Annotated in this window: 18 protein-coding genes; 7 read left to right on the top strand and 11 right to left on the bottom strand. The window is 59.3% G+C overall.

Annotation, left to right across the window (positions count from 1 at the left end; all coding sequences use genetic code 11):
* Nucleotides 1–250 precede the first annotated feature (250 nt).
* Nucleotides 251–1,198 (top strand): transcriptional regulator GcvA, encoded by a 948-nt coding sequence (gene gcvA / locus V6N02_RS06020; RefSeq protein WP_371224612.1) that lies wholly within the window; start codon nucleotides 251–253, stop codon nucleotides 1,196–1,198.
* On the opposite strand, the gene V6N02_RS06015 is transcribed toward gcvA, so the two are convergent.
* From V6N02_RS06015 to V6N02_RS06005, 3 genes are all read right to left on the bottom strand, one after another.
* Nucleotides 1,195–1,365 carry a YdcH family protein gene (locus V6N02_RS06015; protein ID WP_371224611.1) on the bottom strand — a complete coding sequence of 57 codons (171 nt, stop codon included), beginning with the start codon at nucleotides 1,363–1,365 and terminating at the stop codon, nucleotides 1,195–1,197. The two genes, gcvA and V6N02_RS06015, sit on opposite strands and share 4 nt — an antisense overlap.
* Nucleotides 1,366–1,482: 117 nt before the next feature.
* The gene (locus V6N02_RS06010; RefSeq protein ID WP_371224610.1) at nucleotides 1,483–2,238 is read right to left on the bottom strand and encodes a tRNA1(Val) (adenine(37)-N6)-methyltransferase; all 756 of its coding nucleotides are present in this window, start codon (nucleotides 2,236–2,238) and stop codon (nucleotides 1,483–1,485) included.
* The gene (locus V6N02_RS06005; protein WP_371224609.1) at nucleotides 2,231–2,446 is read right to left on the bottom strand and encodes a putative signal transducing protein; all 216 of its coding nucleotides are present in this window, start codon (nucleotides 2,444–2,446) and stop codon (nucleotides 2,231–2,233) included. Before V6N02_RS06005 ends, V6N02_RS06010 begins: the two co-directional genes overlap by 8 nt.
* A gap of 55 nt (nucleotides 2,447–2,501) precedes the next feature.
* On the opposite strand from V6N02_RS06005, the gene V6N02_RS06000 reads away from it, so the two are divergent.
* Complete coding sequence (locus V6N02_RS06000) at nucleotides 2,502–3,503, top strand: polyprenyl synthetase family protein (RefSeq protein ID WP_371224608.1); 1,002 nt, start codon at nucleotides 2,502–2,504, stop codon at nucleotides 3,501–3,503.
* 14 nt (nucleotides 3,504–3,517) lie between these two features.
* Here V6N02_RS06000 and V6N02_RS05995 read toward each other — a convergent pair whose 3' ends face one another.
* The 5 genes from V6N02_RS05995 to V6N02_RS05975 all read right to left on the bottom strand — a co-directional run bounded on the left by V6N02_RS05995 (nucleotide 3,518) and on the right by V6N02_RS05975 (nucleotide 10,213).
* Entirely contained in the window at nucleotides 3,518–4,342 is an 825-nt protein-coding gene (locus V6N02_RS05995) for a 4-(cytidine 5'-diphospho)-2-C-methyl-D-erythritol kinase (protein ID WP_371224606.1), read from the bottom strand.
* On the bottom strand, nucleotides 4,335–6,053 hold the full coding sequence (locus V6N02_RS05990; protein WP_371224605.1) for a tetratricopeptide repeat protein: 1,719 nt from the start codon (nucleotides 6,051–6,053) through the stop codon (nucleotides 4,335–4,337). The genes V6N02_RS05995 and V6N02_RS05990 overlap by 8 nt, the downstream gene beginning before the upstream one ends.
* Nucleotides 6,054–6,175: 122 nt before the next feature.
* A complete protein-coding gene (locus V6N02_RS05985; protein WP_371224604.1) occupies nucleotides 6,176–7,825 on the bottom strand; it encodes an electron transfer flavoprotein-ubiquinone oxidoreductase in 1,650 nt (549 codons plus the stop codon).
* Between the two features lie 152 nt (nucleotides 7,826–7,977).
* Entirely contained in the window at nucleotides 7,978–8,763 is a 786-nt protein-coding gene (locus V6N02_RS05980; protein WP_371224603.1) for a DUF2927 domain-containing protein, read from the bottom strand.
* Nucleotides 8,764–8,893: 130 nt separating this feature from the next.
* A complete protein-coding gene (locus V6N02_RS05975; protein WP_371224602.1) occupies nucleotides 8,894–10,213 on the bottom strand; it encodes a vWA domain-containing protein in 1,320 nt (439 codons plus the stop codon).
* A 91-nt stretch (nucleotides 10,214–10,304) separates the two neighbouring features.
* Between V6N02_RS05975 and V6N02_RS05970 the strand changes: the two genes are divergently transcribed.
* From V6N02_RS05970 to V6N02_RS05955, 4 genes are all read left to right on the top strand, one after another.
* Nucleotides 10,305–11,063, top strand: coding sequence for a DUF6502 family protein (locus V6N02_RS05970; protein WP_371224601.1), 759 nt, complete (start codon nucleotides 10,305–10,307; stop codon nucleotides 11,061–11,063).
* Nucleotides 11,060–11,284, top strand: coding sequence for a hypothetical protein (locus tag V6N02_RS05965; RefSeq protein WP_371224600.1), 225 nt, complete (start codon nucleotides 11,060–11,062; stop codon nucleotides 11,282–11,284). Before V6N02_RS05970 ends, V6N02_RS05965 begins: the two co-directional genes overlap by 4 nt.
* 137 nt (nucleotides 11,285–11,421) lie before the next feature.
* The gene (gene greA, locus V6N02_RS05960; RefSeq protein WP_371224598.1) at nucleotides 11,422–11,892 is read left to right on the top strand and encodes a transcription elongation factor GreA; all 471 of its coding nucleotides are present in this window, start codon (nucleotides 11,422–11,424) and stop codon (nucleotides 11,890–11,892) included.
* Between the two features lie 28 nt (nucleotides 11,893–11,920).
* Entirely contained in the window at nucleotides 11,921–12,937 is a 1,017-nt protein-coding gene (locus V6N02_RS05955) for a hypothetical protein (protein ID WP_371224597.1), read from the top strand.
* On the opposite strand, the gene V6N02_RS05950 is transcribed toward V6N02_RS05955, so the two are convergent.
* Complete coding sequence (locus V6N02_RS05950) at nucleotides 12,934–13,416, bottom strand: hypothetical protein (RefSeq protein ID WP_371224596.1); 483 nt, start codon at nucleotides 13,414–13,416, stop codon at nucleotides 12,934–12,936. The genes V6N02_RS05955 and V6N02_RS05950 overlap by 4 nt on opposite strands.
* A gap of 55 nt (nucleotides 13,417–13,471) precedes the next feature.
* The gene (locus V6N02_RS05945) at nucleotides 13,472–13,651 is read right to left on the bottom strand and encodes a zinc-finger domain-containing protein (RefSeq protein WP_371224595.1); all 180 of its coding nucleotides are present in this window, start codon (nucleotides 13,649–13,651) and stop codon (nucleotides 13,472–13,474) included.
* A 73-nt stretch (nucleotides 13,652–13,724) separates the two neighbouring features.
* Here V6N02_RS05945 and V6N02_RS05940 point away from each other — a divergent pair, with 73 nt between their 5' ends.
* Nucleotides 13,725–14,654 (top strand): ABC transporter ATP-binding protein, encoded by a 930-nt coding sequence (locus V6N02_RS05940; RefSeq protein WP_371225267.1) that lies wholly within the window; start codon nucleotides 13,725–13,727, stop codon nucleotides 14,652–14,654.
* On the opposite strand, the gene V6N02_RS05935 is transcribed toward V6N02_RS05940, so the two are convergent.
* Nucleotides 14,651–15,274: a LysE family translocator gene (locus V6N02_RS05935; RefSeq protein ID WP_371224594.1), complete on the bottom strand. Its 624-nt coding sequence runs from the start codon at nucleotides 15,272–15,274 to the stop codon at nucleotides 14,651–14,653. The two genes, V6N02_RS05940 and V6N02_RS05935, sit on opposite strands and share 4 nt — an antisense overlap.
* Nucleotides 15,275–15,318: the final 44 nt, after the last annotated feature.

Here is a 15,318-nt window from a genome sequence, read left to right as displayed (position 1 = left end):
TCGATCACTTGCAACGATCAAGAGGGAGTATGGTTGCCCGTCATCCACGCCCAGAAATCACTCAAGGCAGCGCCACGGGCGCGATGAGCGGCTTCGAAAGCGGTGCGGGTGCGGGGATCTGTGGGCGCTTCGATCATTGTCTGTCTCCTTGAGTTTGTCAGGATTTCTTATCTGCACCCAATATGGCCCTTTAAAACGCGTGCGACAAACTAGACTTTCTTCCGGTTCAGTTAAGTGATACTTAACTGAAATGTCAGATCGCCTACCTCCCCTCACGGCTCTTCGTGCCTTTGACGCCGCGGCGCGCCATATGTCGTTTCAACAGGCCGCGGCCGAGTTGAGTGTCACGCCCGCGGCACTGAGTTTCCAGATCAAGTCATTGGAAGAGCATTTGGGCGCGCCGCTGTTTCGTCGTCTCAATCGCGCGGTCGAGTTGACCGAAGCAGGTCGCGCATTGGCCCCCGGGGCCAAGGACGGGTTCGAGACCCTGGGGGCGGCCTGGCGCGCGACGCGGCGCCTGTCGGATAGCGGCTCAGTGACCGTGACGGCGGGGCCCGCCTTCACAGCCAAATGGCTTGCCCCCCGTGTGTACGACTTTGCGCGTGCCCATCCTGATATTGAGTTGAAGTTTTCAGCCAGCATGAAGACCATGGATTTTCAGCGTGACGAGATCGACGTGGCCATCCGTTTTGGCTTTGGCGATGATAAAGACTTGTTTTCTGCGCCGTTGAAAGACGAATGGGTCACCCCGGTCATGACACCCGAGATGGCGGCGCGCTATCCGACTCCGGATAGCCTGATCCGGGCGCCGTTGATCACTGATGATTCAATCGATTCATTGGCGTTGGCATCGAACTGGGCAGTCTGGTTCAAGGCCGCTGGCGTCGATTTCGCACCGCAGCAAAGTATGCATTTTTCCCAACCTGATCACGCGCTGGATGCGGCCATATCTGGCACTGGTGTGACCTTGGGGCGTAGTACGCTGGTGGGGTTCGATCTGACGATCGGGCGGCTGGTTGCCCCCTATCGAATTGCGTTGGATACGGGCGCAAAGTTTCGAATTCTATGCCAAAAAGGGCATGAGGACCGCTCCGGCATCAAAGCGATCCGTGAATGGGTCTTGCGCCAGGCAAGTGGCATGGACCACCTGGCGCAGAACCACGAGATTGTTTCGGCCGTTGAGGTCGCCCGCGCCTAGGCGCTGACGGACAACCTTTCGATCTCTTCCTTGAGTCGCAGCTTTTGCTTCTTGAGGTCCGAAATTTCCAGGTCAGAGAACCCCGGCGCGCGCTGTGCGTCTTCGACTTGCTGTGACAGGGTCTGATGTTTCCGTTTCAACTCTTCAAGATGCGAATGCAGGCTCATGGGCAGTCTCCTCTAAGGTTTGAACGTCATCGGAATACGAGTGCATCACACTTTCGCAAATCTGTCACGCTGCAGGTGCATCATACCCGCTATGAAATGCCGTCAATTTTCGCCAAGCTAGGCCGGAAATGGCAGAGACGCGCCATCACGCAACACGCAAGTGATTGTTGCGCTGTAGTTTTCCCGATCACCATCATGGGCCAGTCCATCGTGTAAAATCATACCATGGTGCAGTCGAAAATCCGCCCGTCCACCCATCCGCGCGCGGATCAGCACCAGACGCGCGGCACGCCCGGGGCGCGCGATCAGTGGCAAAACCTCGATACTGCCAAGACGGCCGTTCATCGCCGCCAACAGATCGGGCAGGCGTTCGGCCCGGTGAATAAGGTTCACATACCCTTGGGGGGCACAGCGCTTTGCTGCCGCTTTGACCCAGTCCGCTAGCGGTGTGGCTTCTCCCAGGGCTGTCTCGCGTCCGGCATCGCGTGCTTCGGTGCCGGCCCCGCGGTCAAAATAGGGCGGGTTGGCAATCACGTGATCAAACCGGTGTTGGCGCAGGTGGGGTGGCATCTCGGACAGATCGCCGGTGACCACCTCGGCGTCGATCCCCGCCTCAGAGCTGTTGCGCCGCGCCAGATCGGCATAGTCTGATTGCAGTTCCAACCCGGTGAGGGCCACGCCCGGCACCCGGGCACCCAAGCACAACATGGCGGCTCCGACACCACAACCCAGATCCAACACGCTTTGCCCCGGTTTGGCGGCCACGCTGGCCGCCAGCAGAACCGGATCAACGCCTGCGCGATACCCGGACTTCGGCTGCCACAGGTGTAGCTTGCCGCCCAGAAACGCATCGCGGGTCAGGGTGTCATTCATCCACCGGCAATCCATTATCCGTTAGCGCCGCGCGCGCCCGCCAGAAATCGCGTTCCGCCACCATGATCCGACGAGGAAAAATCCCGGTCGATCCCTCGAGGATGCTGATATTTACGTCCAATTCAAAGCAGTCTATACCCTCGCCCTGAAGAAGCGCCTTGGCAAAGGCGATTTGGGTTGGGTCGGTGGTACGCATTAACTGTTTCATAGGAACGAGATAAGGGCACCGCCCCCGGTTTGTCGAGCGGTGTGACGGGAGTGTGATGGGATTGGACGACGCAGCCACCAAGCCGCACGAAGAACTGGCGGCGCACCTGGCCTCGGGGATGGACGCGGTGAACGTGTTGATCCGCGATCGCATGGCCTCGAAACACGCGCCCCGCATTCCCGAAGTCACCGCGCATCTGGTTGAGGCAGGCGGCAAGCGCCTGCGCCCGATGCTGACCTTGGCGACGGCTGAAATGTGTGGCTATGGCGGGCCGTATGATGTGCATCTGGCCGCCACCGTGGAGTTCATTCACACCGCGACCTTGCTGCATGACGATGTTGTCGATGAGAGCGGGCAACGGCGTGGGCGACCCACGGCCAACCTGCTGTGGGATAACAAGTCGTCGGTTCTGGTCGGCGACTACCTGTTTTCCCGCGCGTTCCAGTTGATGGTTGAAACCGGGTCCCTGCGGGTACTGGATATCCTTTCGAACGCCTCGGCCACCATTGCCGAGGGCGAGGTGCTGCAACTGACTGCGGCGCGTGACCTGGCCACGGATGAGGGCGTTTACCTGCAAGTGGTGCGGGGCAAGACCGCCGCGCTGTTTTCCGCGGCAACCGAGGTAGGCGGCGTGATCGCCGGAGCGCCCGAGGATCAGGTACAGGCGTTGTTTGATTACGGCGATGCCTTGGGTATTTCGTTTCAGATCGTTGATGATCTGCTGGATTATCAGGGCGAAAGCAGTGCCACCGGCAAGAACGTGGGCGACGATTTCCGCGAACGGAAACTGACCTTGCCGGTGATCAAGGCGGTGGCGAAAGCCGACGCCGAAGAACGCGCGTTCTGGAAGCGCACCATTGAGAAAGGCGATCAGCGCGACGGCGATCTCGAATACGCGCTGGAGCTGTTGCACCGTCATGGCACGTTGGAGGCCACGCGGCAGGATGCTCTGTTCTGGTCCGGGACGGCCAAGAATGCGTTGGCAAAGCTGCCTGATCATCCGCTGCGGCGTATGTTGATTGATCTGGCGGATTACGTGGTCGCGCGGGTCAGTTAACCGGGCAACGCCCGTCACGCGTTCAGCGTTGTCGCTGTCACCCACCAGCCGGGGTTCTGTTCGCGCAAACGCCCTGCCGCCGCGCGCGCGGTTTCCTTGTCCGAATAGATCCCGAAACATGTCCCGCCCGAGCCGGACATCCGCGTCAACATACAGCCCGGTGTTTTCGACAGCGTGTCGAATACTTGCGCAATCACCGGCTCTGCGGCCATGGCAGGGGCTTGAAGATCATTGCGCATCGTGGCCAGCCACTCGACCAGTTGACTGGCGGTTTTGCCCCTTGGCAGCTCGTCGGGCATCGGGGGGTTTTCTTTCTTCTCCAGATGCTCAAACACCGCCTTCGTGGGCACGGGCCGCCCTGGATTGACCAACACCGCCTCAAGCGAGGGCATGCTTGGCACTGTATCGATACGGTCACCAATCCCGCGCATCCGCGCAGCCGAGCGCTTGAGACAGACGGGTACATCGGCGCCCAGTTCAATCGCGTGCTCCGGAATGGGCTTACCAGTGATCAGGGAAATCGCGGTCAGTACCGCAGCGGCATCCGATGACCCGCCGCCGAGACCAGCGGCATTGGGCAGCTTTTTCTTGACCTTCATTGCCACGGGCACGTCCATCAGCCGGGCCGCCCGCACCATCAGGTTGGTTTCATCCACCGGTACGCCGTCGCTCATCCGGCCTTCGACCTGCAGACTGGTTTCCTCGGCCAGTGATACGGAAATCCGGTCGCCCTTGTCGGCGAACATGACCAGCGAATCCAGCAGGTGATAGCCATCGTCCCGTTGCCCGGTCACATGCAGTGTCAGGTTGATCTTGGCAGGCGCAAGAAATCTACCCATCTTCGTCTGCAACTCTCAGGGGCGGCGCCCCTTCCTCATCCAGCACGACATCCAGGCCCACTTCCAGCTTGCGGCGGATGCGATCCGGGTCGCTGTCCTGGCCGGGATTGTCTTCATCGATAAAGGACAGGGCGCGTTTCCACTGGAACTCGGCCTCGGTATAGCGACCCACGGCCCAGAGCACGTCGCCCAGATGATCATTGATAACCGGGTCCACGGCTTCCAGTTCGACCGCACGCTCCATATGCACTACGGCTTCTTCATAGCGGCCCAGACGATACAGCACCCAACCAAGGCTATCGACGATATACCCGCTGTTGGGTTGGGCGGCGACGGCACGTTCGATCATGTCGAGCGCTTCGTCCAGCTTGATCTGCTCTTCGACCAGCGAGTAGCCCAGGTAGTTCAGCACCTGCGGCTGATCCGGATTCAACTCAAGCGCGCGCCGGAAATCTGCCTCGGCTTCGGGCCAGTTATTCAGACGCTCATGGCTGATGCCGCGGGCGTAATAGGCAAACCACTGGGCGTTTTCGCGTTCATAATAAAGGTCAATCGCGCGGTCATAAGCGGCGGCGGCTTTCTCGTACTCATCGACGAACCGGTACATATCGCCGGTCGAGACATGCACGATCGGCAGATCGCCATGGCTTTGGGACAGTTGTTCCAGCACTTCGATGGCAATGTCTTCTTTCCCGGCCTGGCGCAGTGATTCACTGCGCCCCAGCTCGGCGATGTGGAAATTGGGGTGGTCGCGCGGCACGCGTTTATACGCCTCGTTGGCCAGCACATAGCGTTCCAGCCCATCAAGCAGTTCGGCGGTCATCAGCATCGCATCGATATGATCGGGTTTGAGATGCTCGGTCAGTCGCGAATAGAGCAGGATGTAGTCATCCGTGCTGTCTGACATCAGCGCCTGACCGATGGTGAAGAACACCTCGGCAATCCCGTCGGTCGAGGATCTGACCCGCGTGAAGGGTAGGCTTTCACCCGCGGCCAGACGGGCGCGGATATCTGCGATCTCGGGATCCGGATCAGTTCCGAAAGTTTCGTCGAGGATGGTGACGGCTTCGGGGTTGCGCTCGAGCTGGCTGAGGATTTCGGCCCAGGCGATGGTGCCCAGCCGGGTCTGTTGGATTGGCCCTTCTGCCTCGCCCGAGAAAATCCGGTCAGCGCCCTCGAAATCGCCGATAGAGGCCAGTGCGAGCGCCTTGTGATACATCGCAAAGCTTTTCAGCCCGCGTTCTCCGGCCACCTCGTCAAACCGCGCGAGCGAGGCGTCCATATCGCCCTGTCCCCGAAGGGTCCAGGCGGCGACCAACCCGTCGGCCAGCACCCCGACGCCGCGATCATCCGCGATCCGGGCCAGCACGTCGTCATGGGCTTCGCGTACGGCCTCGTCGGCCATCAGAACCATGTTGGCGACTTGGCTCATAAGGCCGTCCGCTTCGATCTTGCGGGCAATCGGCAAGGCTTTGTCCAACTGACCCAGCGAAAGATAAGCAACAGCCGCACTTTCCAGGATTTGCGGGTTCGACGGGTCCTTGGTCAGTGCCTTGGTGTAATACTGCGCAGCGGCGGCAAAATCGCCTTCAAAGCGGGCTTGCCGTGCAGCGAGATAGGCCCCCACATCGCCGCCATCAGCAAAAACGGGCGGAACAGCGTCAACCAACAGAATGGCCGCTGCAAGGATGGATAATGCTCTGCTTCTCACGCCGACCTGCCTTGTTGTTTTTGCATCTACGCTGCAGAAGGTAATACGCCCTAGGGTCCGAGGCAATGCAAAGGGGCGGCGCAAGCGATGCACCGCCCCCGTTCTCACCAAAAGGTGAGCGATCACATGTTGGGATAGTTCGGACCGTCGCCACCCTGCGGCGTGACCCAGTTGATATTCTGGCTGGGATCCTTGATGTCGCAGGTCTTGCAATGCACGCAGTTCTGGAAGTTGATCACAAAGCGCGGGTCCTTGCCGTCTTCCTCGACAATCTCATACACCCCGGCCGGGCAATAGCGTTGTGCCGGTTCGGCGTATTTGGGCAGGTTCACACTGATCGGTACGCTGGCATCCTTCAACGTCAGGTGCGCTGGCTGGCTTTCCTCGTGATTGGTCATCGAGAAGCTGACATTGGTCAGCCGGTCAAAGCTGAGCGTGCCATCGGGCTTGGGATAGTCGATCGGCTTGTGCTTGCTGGCCTCTTCGGTCGAGTCCGCGTCGTTTTTCGAGTGACCGACGGTGCCGAACAGGGAAAAGCCCAGCGTGTTGGTCCACATGTCGAACCCACCAAGCGTGAGCGAGGCCAGAAGACCGTATTTTGACCAGATCGGTTTGACGTTGCGGACTTTTTTCAGGTCCTTGCCAATCGCGCCATCGCGCACTTCGGTTTCGTAATCGTTCAGCTCGTCGCCCGAACGCCCGGCCTCAATTGCTTTATGCGCGGCTTCGGCGGCGGCCATGCCGGACAGCATTGCGTTATGGTTGCCCTTGATGCGCGGCACGTTGACCATACCAACCGAGCAGCCCAGCAGCGCCACACCCGGTGCGACCATCTTGGGCATCGACTGATAGCCGCCTTCGGTGATCGCCCGCGCGCCATACGCCACGCGTTTGCCGCCTTTCAGTAAGTCGGCCACCATCGGGTGATGCTTGAACCGCTGGAATTCCATGTAAGGGAACAGATGCGGGTTCTTGTAGTTCAGGTGGACCACGAAACCAACATAGACCTGATTGTTATCCAGGTGATAGATGAACGATCCACCCCCGGCATTGCTGCCCAAAGGCCAGCCCATCGTGTGGGTCACGGTGCCTTCCTTATGCTTTTCGGGGTCGATCTCCCAGATCTCTTTCATGCCGATGCCGAATTTCTGCGGCTGTTTGCCTTGTGAGAGGTCGAATTTCGCGATCACCTCTTTTGACAGGCTGCCGCGCACGCCCTCGGACAGGAAGACGTATTTGCCATGCAGTTCCATGCCTGGTTCATATGCAGGGCCAGGGGTGCCATCGGGGTTCTTGCCAAACTCGCCGGCGACCACACCTTTGACGCTGCCATCCTCGGCATAAACGATTTCTGAGCAGGCCATGCCGGGGAAAATCTCGATCCCCATTTCTTCGGCCTGTTCCGCCATCCAGCGGCAAACATTGGCCATCGAGACGATGTAGTTGCCATGATTGTCCATCAACGGCGGCATGGGCAGGTTCGGCAAGCGGATTTTTCCGGCCGGACCCAGCACATAGAAGTTATCTTCCTTGACCGGTACGGTGATTGGCGCGCCCTTGTCTTTCCAATCCGGGATCAGCGCGTCCAGACCCACCGGGTCCAACACGGCACCGGACAGGATATGCGCACCCACTTCGCTGCCTTTTTCCAGAACAACGATCTCGCGGTCCGGATCAAGCTGCTTCAGTCGGATAGCCGCCGACAGCCCCGCAGGGCCAGCGCCCACGATCACCACATCGTATTCCATCGCTTCGCGTTCGATCTCGGACATTTGCCGCTCCTAAAACTGTGCCATCTGGCAGACCTCGCTCGAAGCTGCTTAGCGTCACATATGAGGCATCGTCAATTGCGACACAGCGTCGAAACGTATCTAAATGCGGCAAAAACATCGTTTTGGGAAAGATTGTTACGCGGCGGTTACGGCTATTTGCCCTTCGCGTAGATATTCAGCACCTTGTCGACCTCGTCACCATTTTGAACCTCGGCGTGATAGAGGGCGGCCAGAAGGCGGCGATCATAGTCGCGCGACTTGTCCTCGGCGAGGTTGTCGAAGGTGAAGAAAGGCGAATCCTGTGCATCGTTCATCAATCCCATAGCCTGCACCATTTCCTCGTATATGCAGGCGCGCTGCATATCCGGGTCGATGGTTGGTGCGATCAGGATCGTGCCAAACTGGATACTTTCATCGTTTGACAACACCTTGAAATAGCAGGGTCCGTGGCCCTCGACATAGCCGCGCGTCAGGTTGCCCGAGAACCGGCCATAAGACGTCAGCGCGATAAAGTGCGACGCCAGGTGGGGCGAGACCATGAAGACAAAGATGTTCGCCGAAAGCGTTAGGTCTTCGCGCTGTGCAATCAGCAGATCCGATGTCATCTGTCCGGGGGAGGTCTGCCGCGGCCTGTAACGAGAGGCCGAGTAGAACCGAGGATCAAACGCGTCCTCCGACATGTTGACGAAGGTCGGCGGCTCGATATCCAGCCCGGTTGTGGAGACGATGAAGTTTGTTACTTCTTCAAAGACCGATACATCAACCGGCTGATCATGCACGACGACGAAACGGGGTGGATATTGCCACTTCTTGATCGTGTTCGACTTGGCCGTGACGATGATGCGCGCATCTTCCAGATCATCGGCAGCAACGGTCGCACCAGCACCCGTCATGGCCAGTAAAGTCGCTACAAAAAATGTTCTAATCAGCTTGCGCATGTATAACCTCAGCCGGAAAGATATGGCGAAAAGTCGCCAATTCAGACCGTTTTGTCAAATCACGCTTGCCAACAATTTGGAACGAATCGTGAGTCGATATACCGCTGGTGGATGCATGTCCGACTTACATCTATTGCTTGCAAACGCCCCGGTGGTAGGTGCCGACTTCGCGCAGAACCTCGCTGTCACTGGCTTCTTTGCGCACGCCGCTCAACTCGGATTGCAGCACCCGCACCAACAGTGATTTCAGCCGCGTAACGCGATAACAGGCAGTGCTGGGCTCGGCGTGGGACAGGCCAACACCGCTGTCATCTGTCAGGAACAGATAGCGCCCGGCGGTGACCAGGGCGGCTTGGCGCATCAGGAACTCTGATTCCTCGGCCACGCCACTGGCGCCCAAGCCAAAGATCTGGATGTTCTTCTTGGCGGCGCCGCGAGCGGCATCCAGATAGGCACGGGCCTCGGATTTGTGCGGCGGTGCATCGGCGATGTGAAACAGGATACGCTCGCCCTTGCCGCGTCGCCAATTCAAGCCAACGGCTGACTGCAACGCTGCGGCGGCGGCTTCGGGGTAGTCGCCCCCGCCATTGGCATCCAGGCTGCGCAACCAGCTCTGCATTTGCGCCTGTCGGTTGGTGAAACCAAAGTTTCTCACCACGTAGGCGTCACCCCGGTCGCGATAGGCCACCAGACCAAAGCGGATATTGGCCCGAGGTGCGGAGCGCCGCGCGGCCTGCACGATGCCGCCAAATTCCTTGGTCAGCCAGGACAGTTCGTCGCCCATGCTGCCGGTTGTGTCGAAGACAAACACAAGATCCAGAAAATCCGGTTGCCACTTGCTGTTGAACGGCAGGGTGCTGCGGTTCGGCGACCCGGTGGGCAGGCTGTGATCATGCACTTGCTGCCCCTCACCAAAAGCCCGCAATTGAACGCGTTTGGGCGCACCTGTGCCAAGGGCGGCGGGAAAGGCGGTGACCCAGCCATCGACACCGGAATGCCCTTGGTAAAACGGTTCATCGGCACCCGGTTTGCGCAGCGTAACCGGCACGCCGGAGGCCGGTTTGCCATCCGATCCGGTCAGTTGCACCCGCACCGCGCCGCGCAGATTGACCTGAGGCAGGCGCAGATCTTTCGCCGTGCGGCCCTGATAGGATTTGAACGCCGCCAGATTGAGGGCGTCATCAATGTCGCCCGCAGTCACAACGCCGCGCCGGGGGTTTTGCCAGCGCCCCGAGGACACAGGCGCAGGTTCGGCGACGATCATCGCCTCGGCCACGGGGGCAGGGGCCTCAAGTGCTGCGCCCATGTCGGCGCTGTCCGCGGCTGGTATCCCGGCCATGTTGCCATCGTTGCACCCCGCTGCGAATGCACAGCCAAGCAGCGCGGCAAAAAGGACGATTCGCCGGGTGTGCAGGGGAATGTGACGGGAAGCTCTGAAAAAGCGGGGCATGGTAATCTCCAATAAATGTGTAATTTGCACATTTATTGGGAATCGCTTGCCCTTGTCAATAAAAATGTGTAATTCGCACATTATGCCAACGATGCTTGATCACCTCCTCTCACCGCTATGTCGCCTGATGGTGGCGCGTGGCGTGGGGTTTGCAGAGTTTGCGGAACGGCTCAAAGGGCATTACGTGCAGGCCGCGCTTGCCTTGGCAGAAGGCAAAACCACCGATAGCCGCCTGTCGGTGATGACAGGCCTGCAACGACGTGAAATTGCCCGCCTGCGCGAGTTTCAACCCAAACCGGCCAAGCCAAATCACCTTAGCCGCCTTGTCGCCTTATGGCAGTCGGATCCGGACTATGCCGAGGCGGGAGCACCCCTGCCGCTGCCCCGTACCGGGCCTGCCCCCTCGTTCGAGGCGCTGGCGCTGATGGTGCGCAAGGATGTGCATCCACGCACCATGCTGGACACGCTGGAAACAACGGGCACGATCGGTGTGGACGATGATGGCCAGACCGTTCACCTGATTGAAACCGCCTATTTGCCCTTGGGGGGCAGCGAGGATCAGCTGGAGTATCTGGACCTTAACGTCGGCGATCATCTGGCAGCGGCATCGGAAAACGTGTTGGGAGCCGAGCCACCCTTCTTTGAACGCGCGGTTCATTACTCTGGTTTGAGCCAGGCACAGGTCGATACGCTTGCCGCCCGCTTCCAGGTTCGTCAGATGAAATTATTGGAAGAAATCAATGCTGAGGCGGCGAAAATGAAGACATCAGTGTCCGGTCAAGGCACAATGCGCTTACGCGCGGGTGGGTATTTCTATGCACAGCCCGCCAAGGCCAAGGACGGATCATGACCAGACTGATCTTTAGAATAGCGGTGTTGATGGCGTTAGCGGGATGCGCCGGGCCCCAGGGCGATGATCTTATGGGAGCGGGGCGCAGTACCGACGCAGAGGCCGCTATCCTGGCCGAGCCGGTCGCCGAAGCGCCTGTTGAAGCCGCACCTGTGACCCCTGATACGTCCTGTGACGATCCCGGTGATGGCATCGGTGGCACGGGGTGTTCCGTCGACTAGGCTGGGCAGATTGACGGCCATTGTCTGCCCCATTGCTTTATCCTATTGAAATCCGACGCCCGATGCGCCCATTCTATCCAGATTGCAATTGGGTGTGAGACAGCACCGGCAGGCACGACAAAACTGGATTTTGGACGATGGATAAAATTCCGATGACCCATGCGGGCTTCTCCGCGTTGGAAGTAGAACTCAAGCAGCTCAAATCCGAAGAGCGCCCCGCTATCATCCGCGCTATTGCCGAAGCGCGCGAGCATGGTGACCTGTCCGAGAATGCCGAATATCATTCGGCCAAGGAAAAGCAGTCCTTCATCGAAGGGCGCATCAAAGAGATTGAGGGTGTGATTAGCCTGGCCGAGGTGATTGACCCCGCCAAGCTGTCGGGCACGATTAAGTTCGGGGCCACTGTCACCCTCGTCGACGAAGATACGGACGAGGAGAAAACCTACCAGATAGTAGGTGAGCATGAGGCCAATATCGAAGCGGGTTTGTTGAATATCAAATCCCCCATCGCCCGCGCCCTGATCGGCAAGGATGAGGGCGATAGCGTCGAAGTGCGCACGCCCGGTGGCGACCGCTCGTATGAAGTGTTAAAAATTCAGTATATCTGACCCAGCCACCTGAAACTGGACCTGCCCAATGACGAACCGTCGCGAGACGCCCCCCAAATCTACGGGGTTATACAGCAAGGCCAAGCGCGAAGGGATCACAGCGATCGAGATCGCGGCGGTGATCCTCTCCGTCCTTTGGCTTGTGCTGGCGGCAGTGTTCTTTCTGGTGCTGGAACCGGGCGGTTCCGAAGAAAGTGGTGGGGCGCTCCGCTTTGTGACGATCCTGATGGCGGTGTTCCTGCCCGTGGCAATGATTTGGGTTGCAGCGACTGCCGCGCGGGCCTCGCAGGTGATGCGCGAGGAAAGCCAGCGCCTGCAATCGGCGATCGATGCGATCCGCCATGCCTATCTCGCGCAAAGCCAGTCGCAAACCACCACGTCCGAACCGTCTGTCGCGCGCAAACTGGATGAAATCGCAGCGGCCCAACGCAAGACCGAAACCGCGTTGGCAACGTTTTCTTCGACCCGTCCAGCGGCCCCGCCACGGGCCGTGGTTCAGCCAGAGGTGGTACAGGTAACGGATGAGGATCAGGTGGTCTTGCCATTGGGCACGCCAGCCGAGGATATCCAACCGCCCCTGGCGCATGATGATTTCATCCGCGCCCTGAACTTCCCCGAAACGGCCGAGGACAAGGCCGGGTTTGCCGCCTTGCGCCGGGCGATGAAGGATCGCCCCACCGCCCAATTGGTGCAGGCTTCGCAGGATGTGCTGACCCTGCTTAGTCAGGACGGCATTTACATGGACGATCTGCGCCCCGATATGGCCCGGCCCGAAATCTGGCGGCGCTTTGCCGCCGGTGAAAGGGGCCGCCAGATTGCCACGCTGGGCGGTGTGCGGGATCGTTCATCCCTCGCGCTGACGGCAACGCGGATGCGCTCGGACCCGATCTTCCGCGACGCGGCGCATCATTTCCTGCGCAAATTCGATCGGATGATCTCGGAGTTTGCACAAACCGCAACGGATGCCGAAATCTCAGACCTGTCTGATACCCGTACGGCGCGGGCTTTTATGCTGGTCGGTCGCGTGGCGGGAACGTTTGATTAAGGCATCCGTGCGTCGACGTAACCGGTGCTTTGATTGATAATCAACGTCAGCATGTCTTCTTCAACGGCACGATCCGAATAGTAATACCTGACTGGCACCTGCAATGTCAGCCCGACCTCGGGATCATAGGATGCATCCGCCTGATCCAGTAAGACCTGCCCGAAAAAGCCCGGCCCATTGCGCGTGCTGTAAACCGCCGAACATCGGGTAAAGACGCCACCGCCGGCCAATTCGCTGGGTGCCGGATGCAGAACCGCAATCAGAACCGCGTTTGGCAGGTTGCTATCGATGTAGACATCCATGACCCGGATGGCCCCATCTGCAAAGCGGCGTCCGGCATCCTCATGCATCTCGTCCAGAAGGGGGGCAAGCGCGCTGCCTTCGCACATACCAATCATCTGGGCCTGAACGGTATTAGCAGTCAGGGCTGTCACCAGGAACAGCATCTTGCCCAAAAAACACGAAATAAGTCGTTTCATAACATGCAGCCCCCTCATCCAAGGTTCTGGGTGGTGCAGTCAGGCGTGGTCGGTCCTAGACCTTGCCTTCAAAATCCTTGTGCACCAGTTTTGCATCGCAATAGGGGCATTCAACAAAGCCTGTTTCAAGTGGGATTTGCAGCCAGACACGTGGGTGCCCCAAAGCGCCTTCGCCGCCATCGCATGACACACGGAAGCTATCGACAATTCTGGTTTCCGGTGCCTCGGTGGTCATCAGGCGTTTCCTTTTGGCTGCAATCACGCTAGCTGCGTTTATGGGCGATCTGCCGGGCAGGGGCAAGAGGACGATGCGGCGCAACGCGATTGAAATTCGAGGGTTAAGCAAAACCTACAAAGGCGGTAAATCCGCCCCCGAGAAGCAGGCGTTGAAGGCGATTGATCTGGATATTCCGGCGGGTTCGGTCTTTGGTCTGTTGGGGCCAAACGGGGCGGGAAAGTCGACGCTGATCAATATCTTGGCCGGGCTGGTTCTGAAAACGGCCGGGCAGGTAACGATCTGGGGCTTTGATCAGGATGTGAACCCGCGCCAATCGCGCGCTTCGATCGGAGTGATGCCGCAAGAGCTGAATCTCGATCCGTTTTTCACCCCGCGCGGTGCCCTGGAGGTGCAGGCAGGGCTTTACGGTGTGCCGAAGGCGCAGCGGCGCAGCGATGAAATTCTGGCGCTGGTCGGGCTTGAGGATAAGGCCGAAGCCTATGCGCGCACGCTGTCCGGGGGGATGCGGCGGCGGTTGTTGTTGGCCAAGGCACTGGTGCATATGCCCCATATTCTAGTACTGGACGAACCCACGGCGGGTGTGGACATCGAGTTGCGTCAGATGCTCTGGGAAAACGTGCGCAAACTGAATCAGCAGGGCATGACCATCATTCTGACCACCCATTACCTGGAAGAAGCCGAAGAGATGTGCGACCAGATCGCCATCATCAATCAGGGGTCCTTGGTGGCGCGCGACAGCACCGAAAACCTGCTTGGGCGGTTGGATGCGCGTACCATGATCATTCAGCCGGACGCGACCGTGACCACCTTGCCGGATGCGCCGGGTATCGAGGTGGAACAGCGGCCCGATGGCACGCTGGCGCTCAGCTATCAATCCCAAAGCACCCCCGCCGAGGCGGTGCTGGAGGCCGTGCGCAATGCGGGCATCCGCATTCGGGATGTGCGTACCGAACAGGCCGATCTTCAGGATGTGTTTCTGGAGTTGACCCGCAGCCGTTAGTTGGACGGAATGGCGCGGTATCCCTTCACGATCATCGCAACCCCGACGCCGGACAGGCCTAGCCCGCTGAGGATATCGACATTGACCCATCGCGACGTGGTGCGCCTGACCGCATGCATGGTCAGCAATGCATAGCCCAGGATTGAAACTGCATCCAACACCACGAACACCGCGCCGTAAATCAGGCTTTGCAGGATGATGCTGTGGTCGGGTGAAATGAAGGCCGGAAACAGCGCGACGAAGAACACGATGGCTTTCGGGTTGGTGACGCAGGCAAAGAACCCGGCCCAGAATGTTGCCTTGCCGACTGCTTTGACCGGCGTATCGCTTGCCCTGCGCGCGTCGCGGAATGACCGATACGCCATCCCCAGGATGAAAACCCCTCCGGCGATCTGCAGGAAAGGCAAGACGATCTCTGACAGCGCCATCAGCGCGCTTAGGCTGCCCACTGCGATGATGATATGCACCACGGTCCCCAAGGCATCGCCTGCGGTGGTGATGACGGCTGCGCACGGGCCATGCCTGACGGCCTGGGCGGTTGCAAAGGCAACGGAAGGGCCGGGTTTGGCCACGAACAAAAGTGTCGTGGTCAGGAAGGCCAAGAACAAGAGGTAGTCCATTTCATCGATCTCGCGCTGTTGGACCCCGGACCGGGATCGCTGTA

This window comes from Roseovarius conchicola, from assembly GCF_041403425.1.
In the GTDB taxonomy this organism is placed as follows: domain Bacteria; phylum Pseudomonadota; class Alphaproteobacteria; order Rhodobacterales; family Rhodobacteraceae; genus Roseovarius; species Roseovarius conchicola.
Note: the sequence above shows the minus strand (reverse complement) of the source record. Positions and strands in the feature narration are given on the sequence as shown.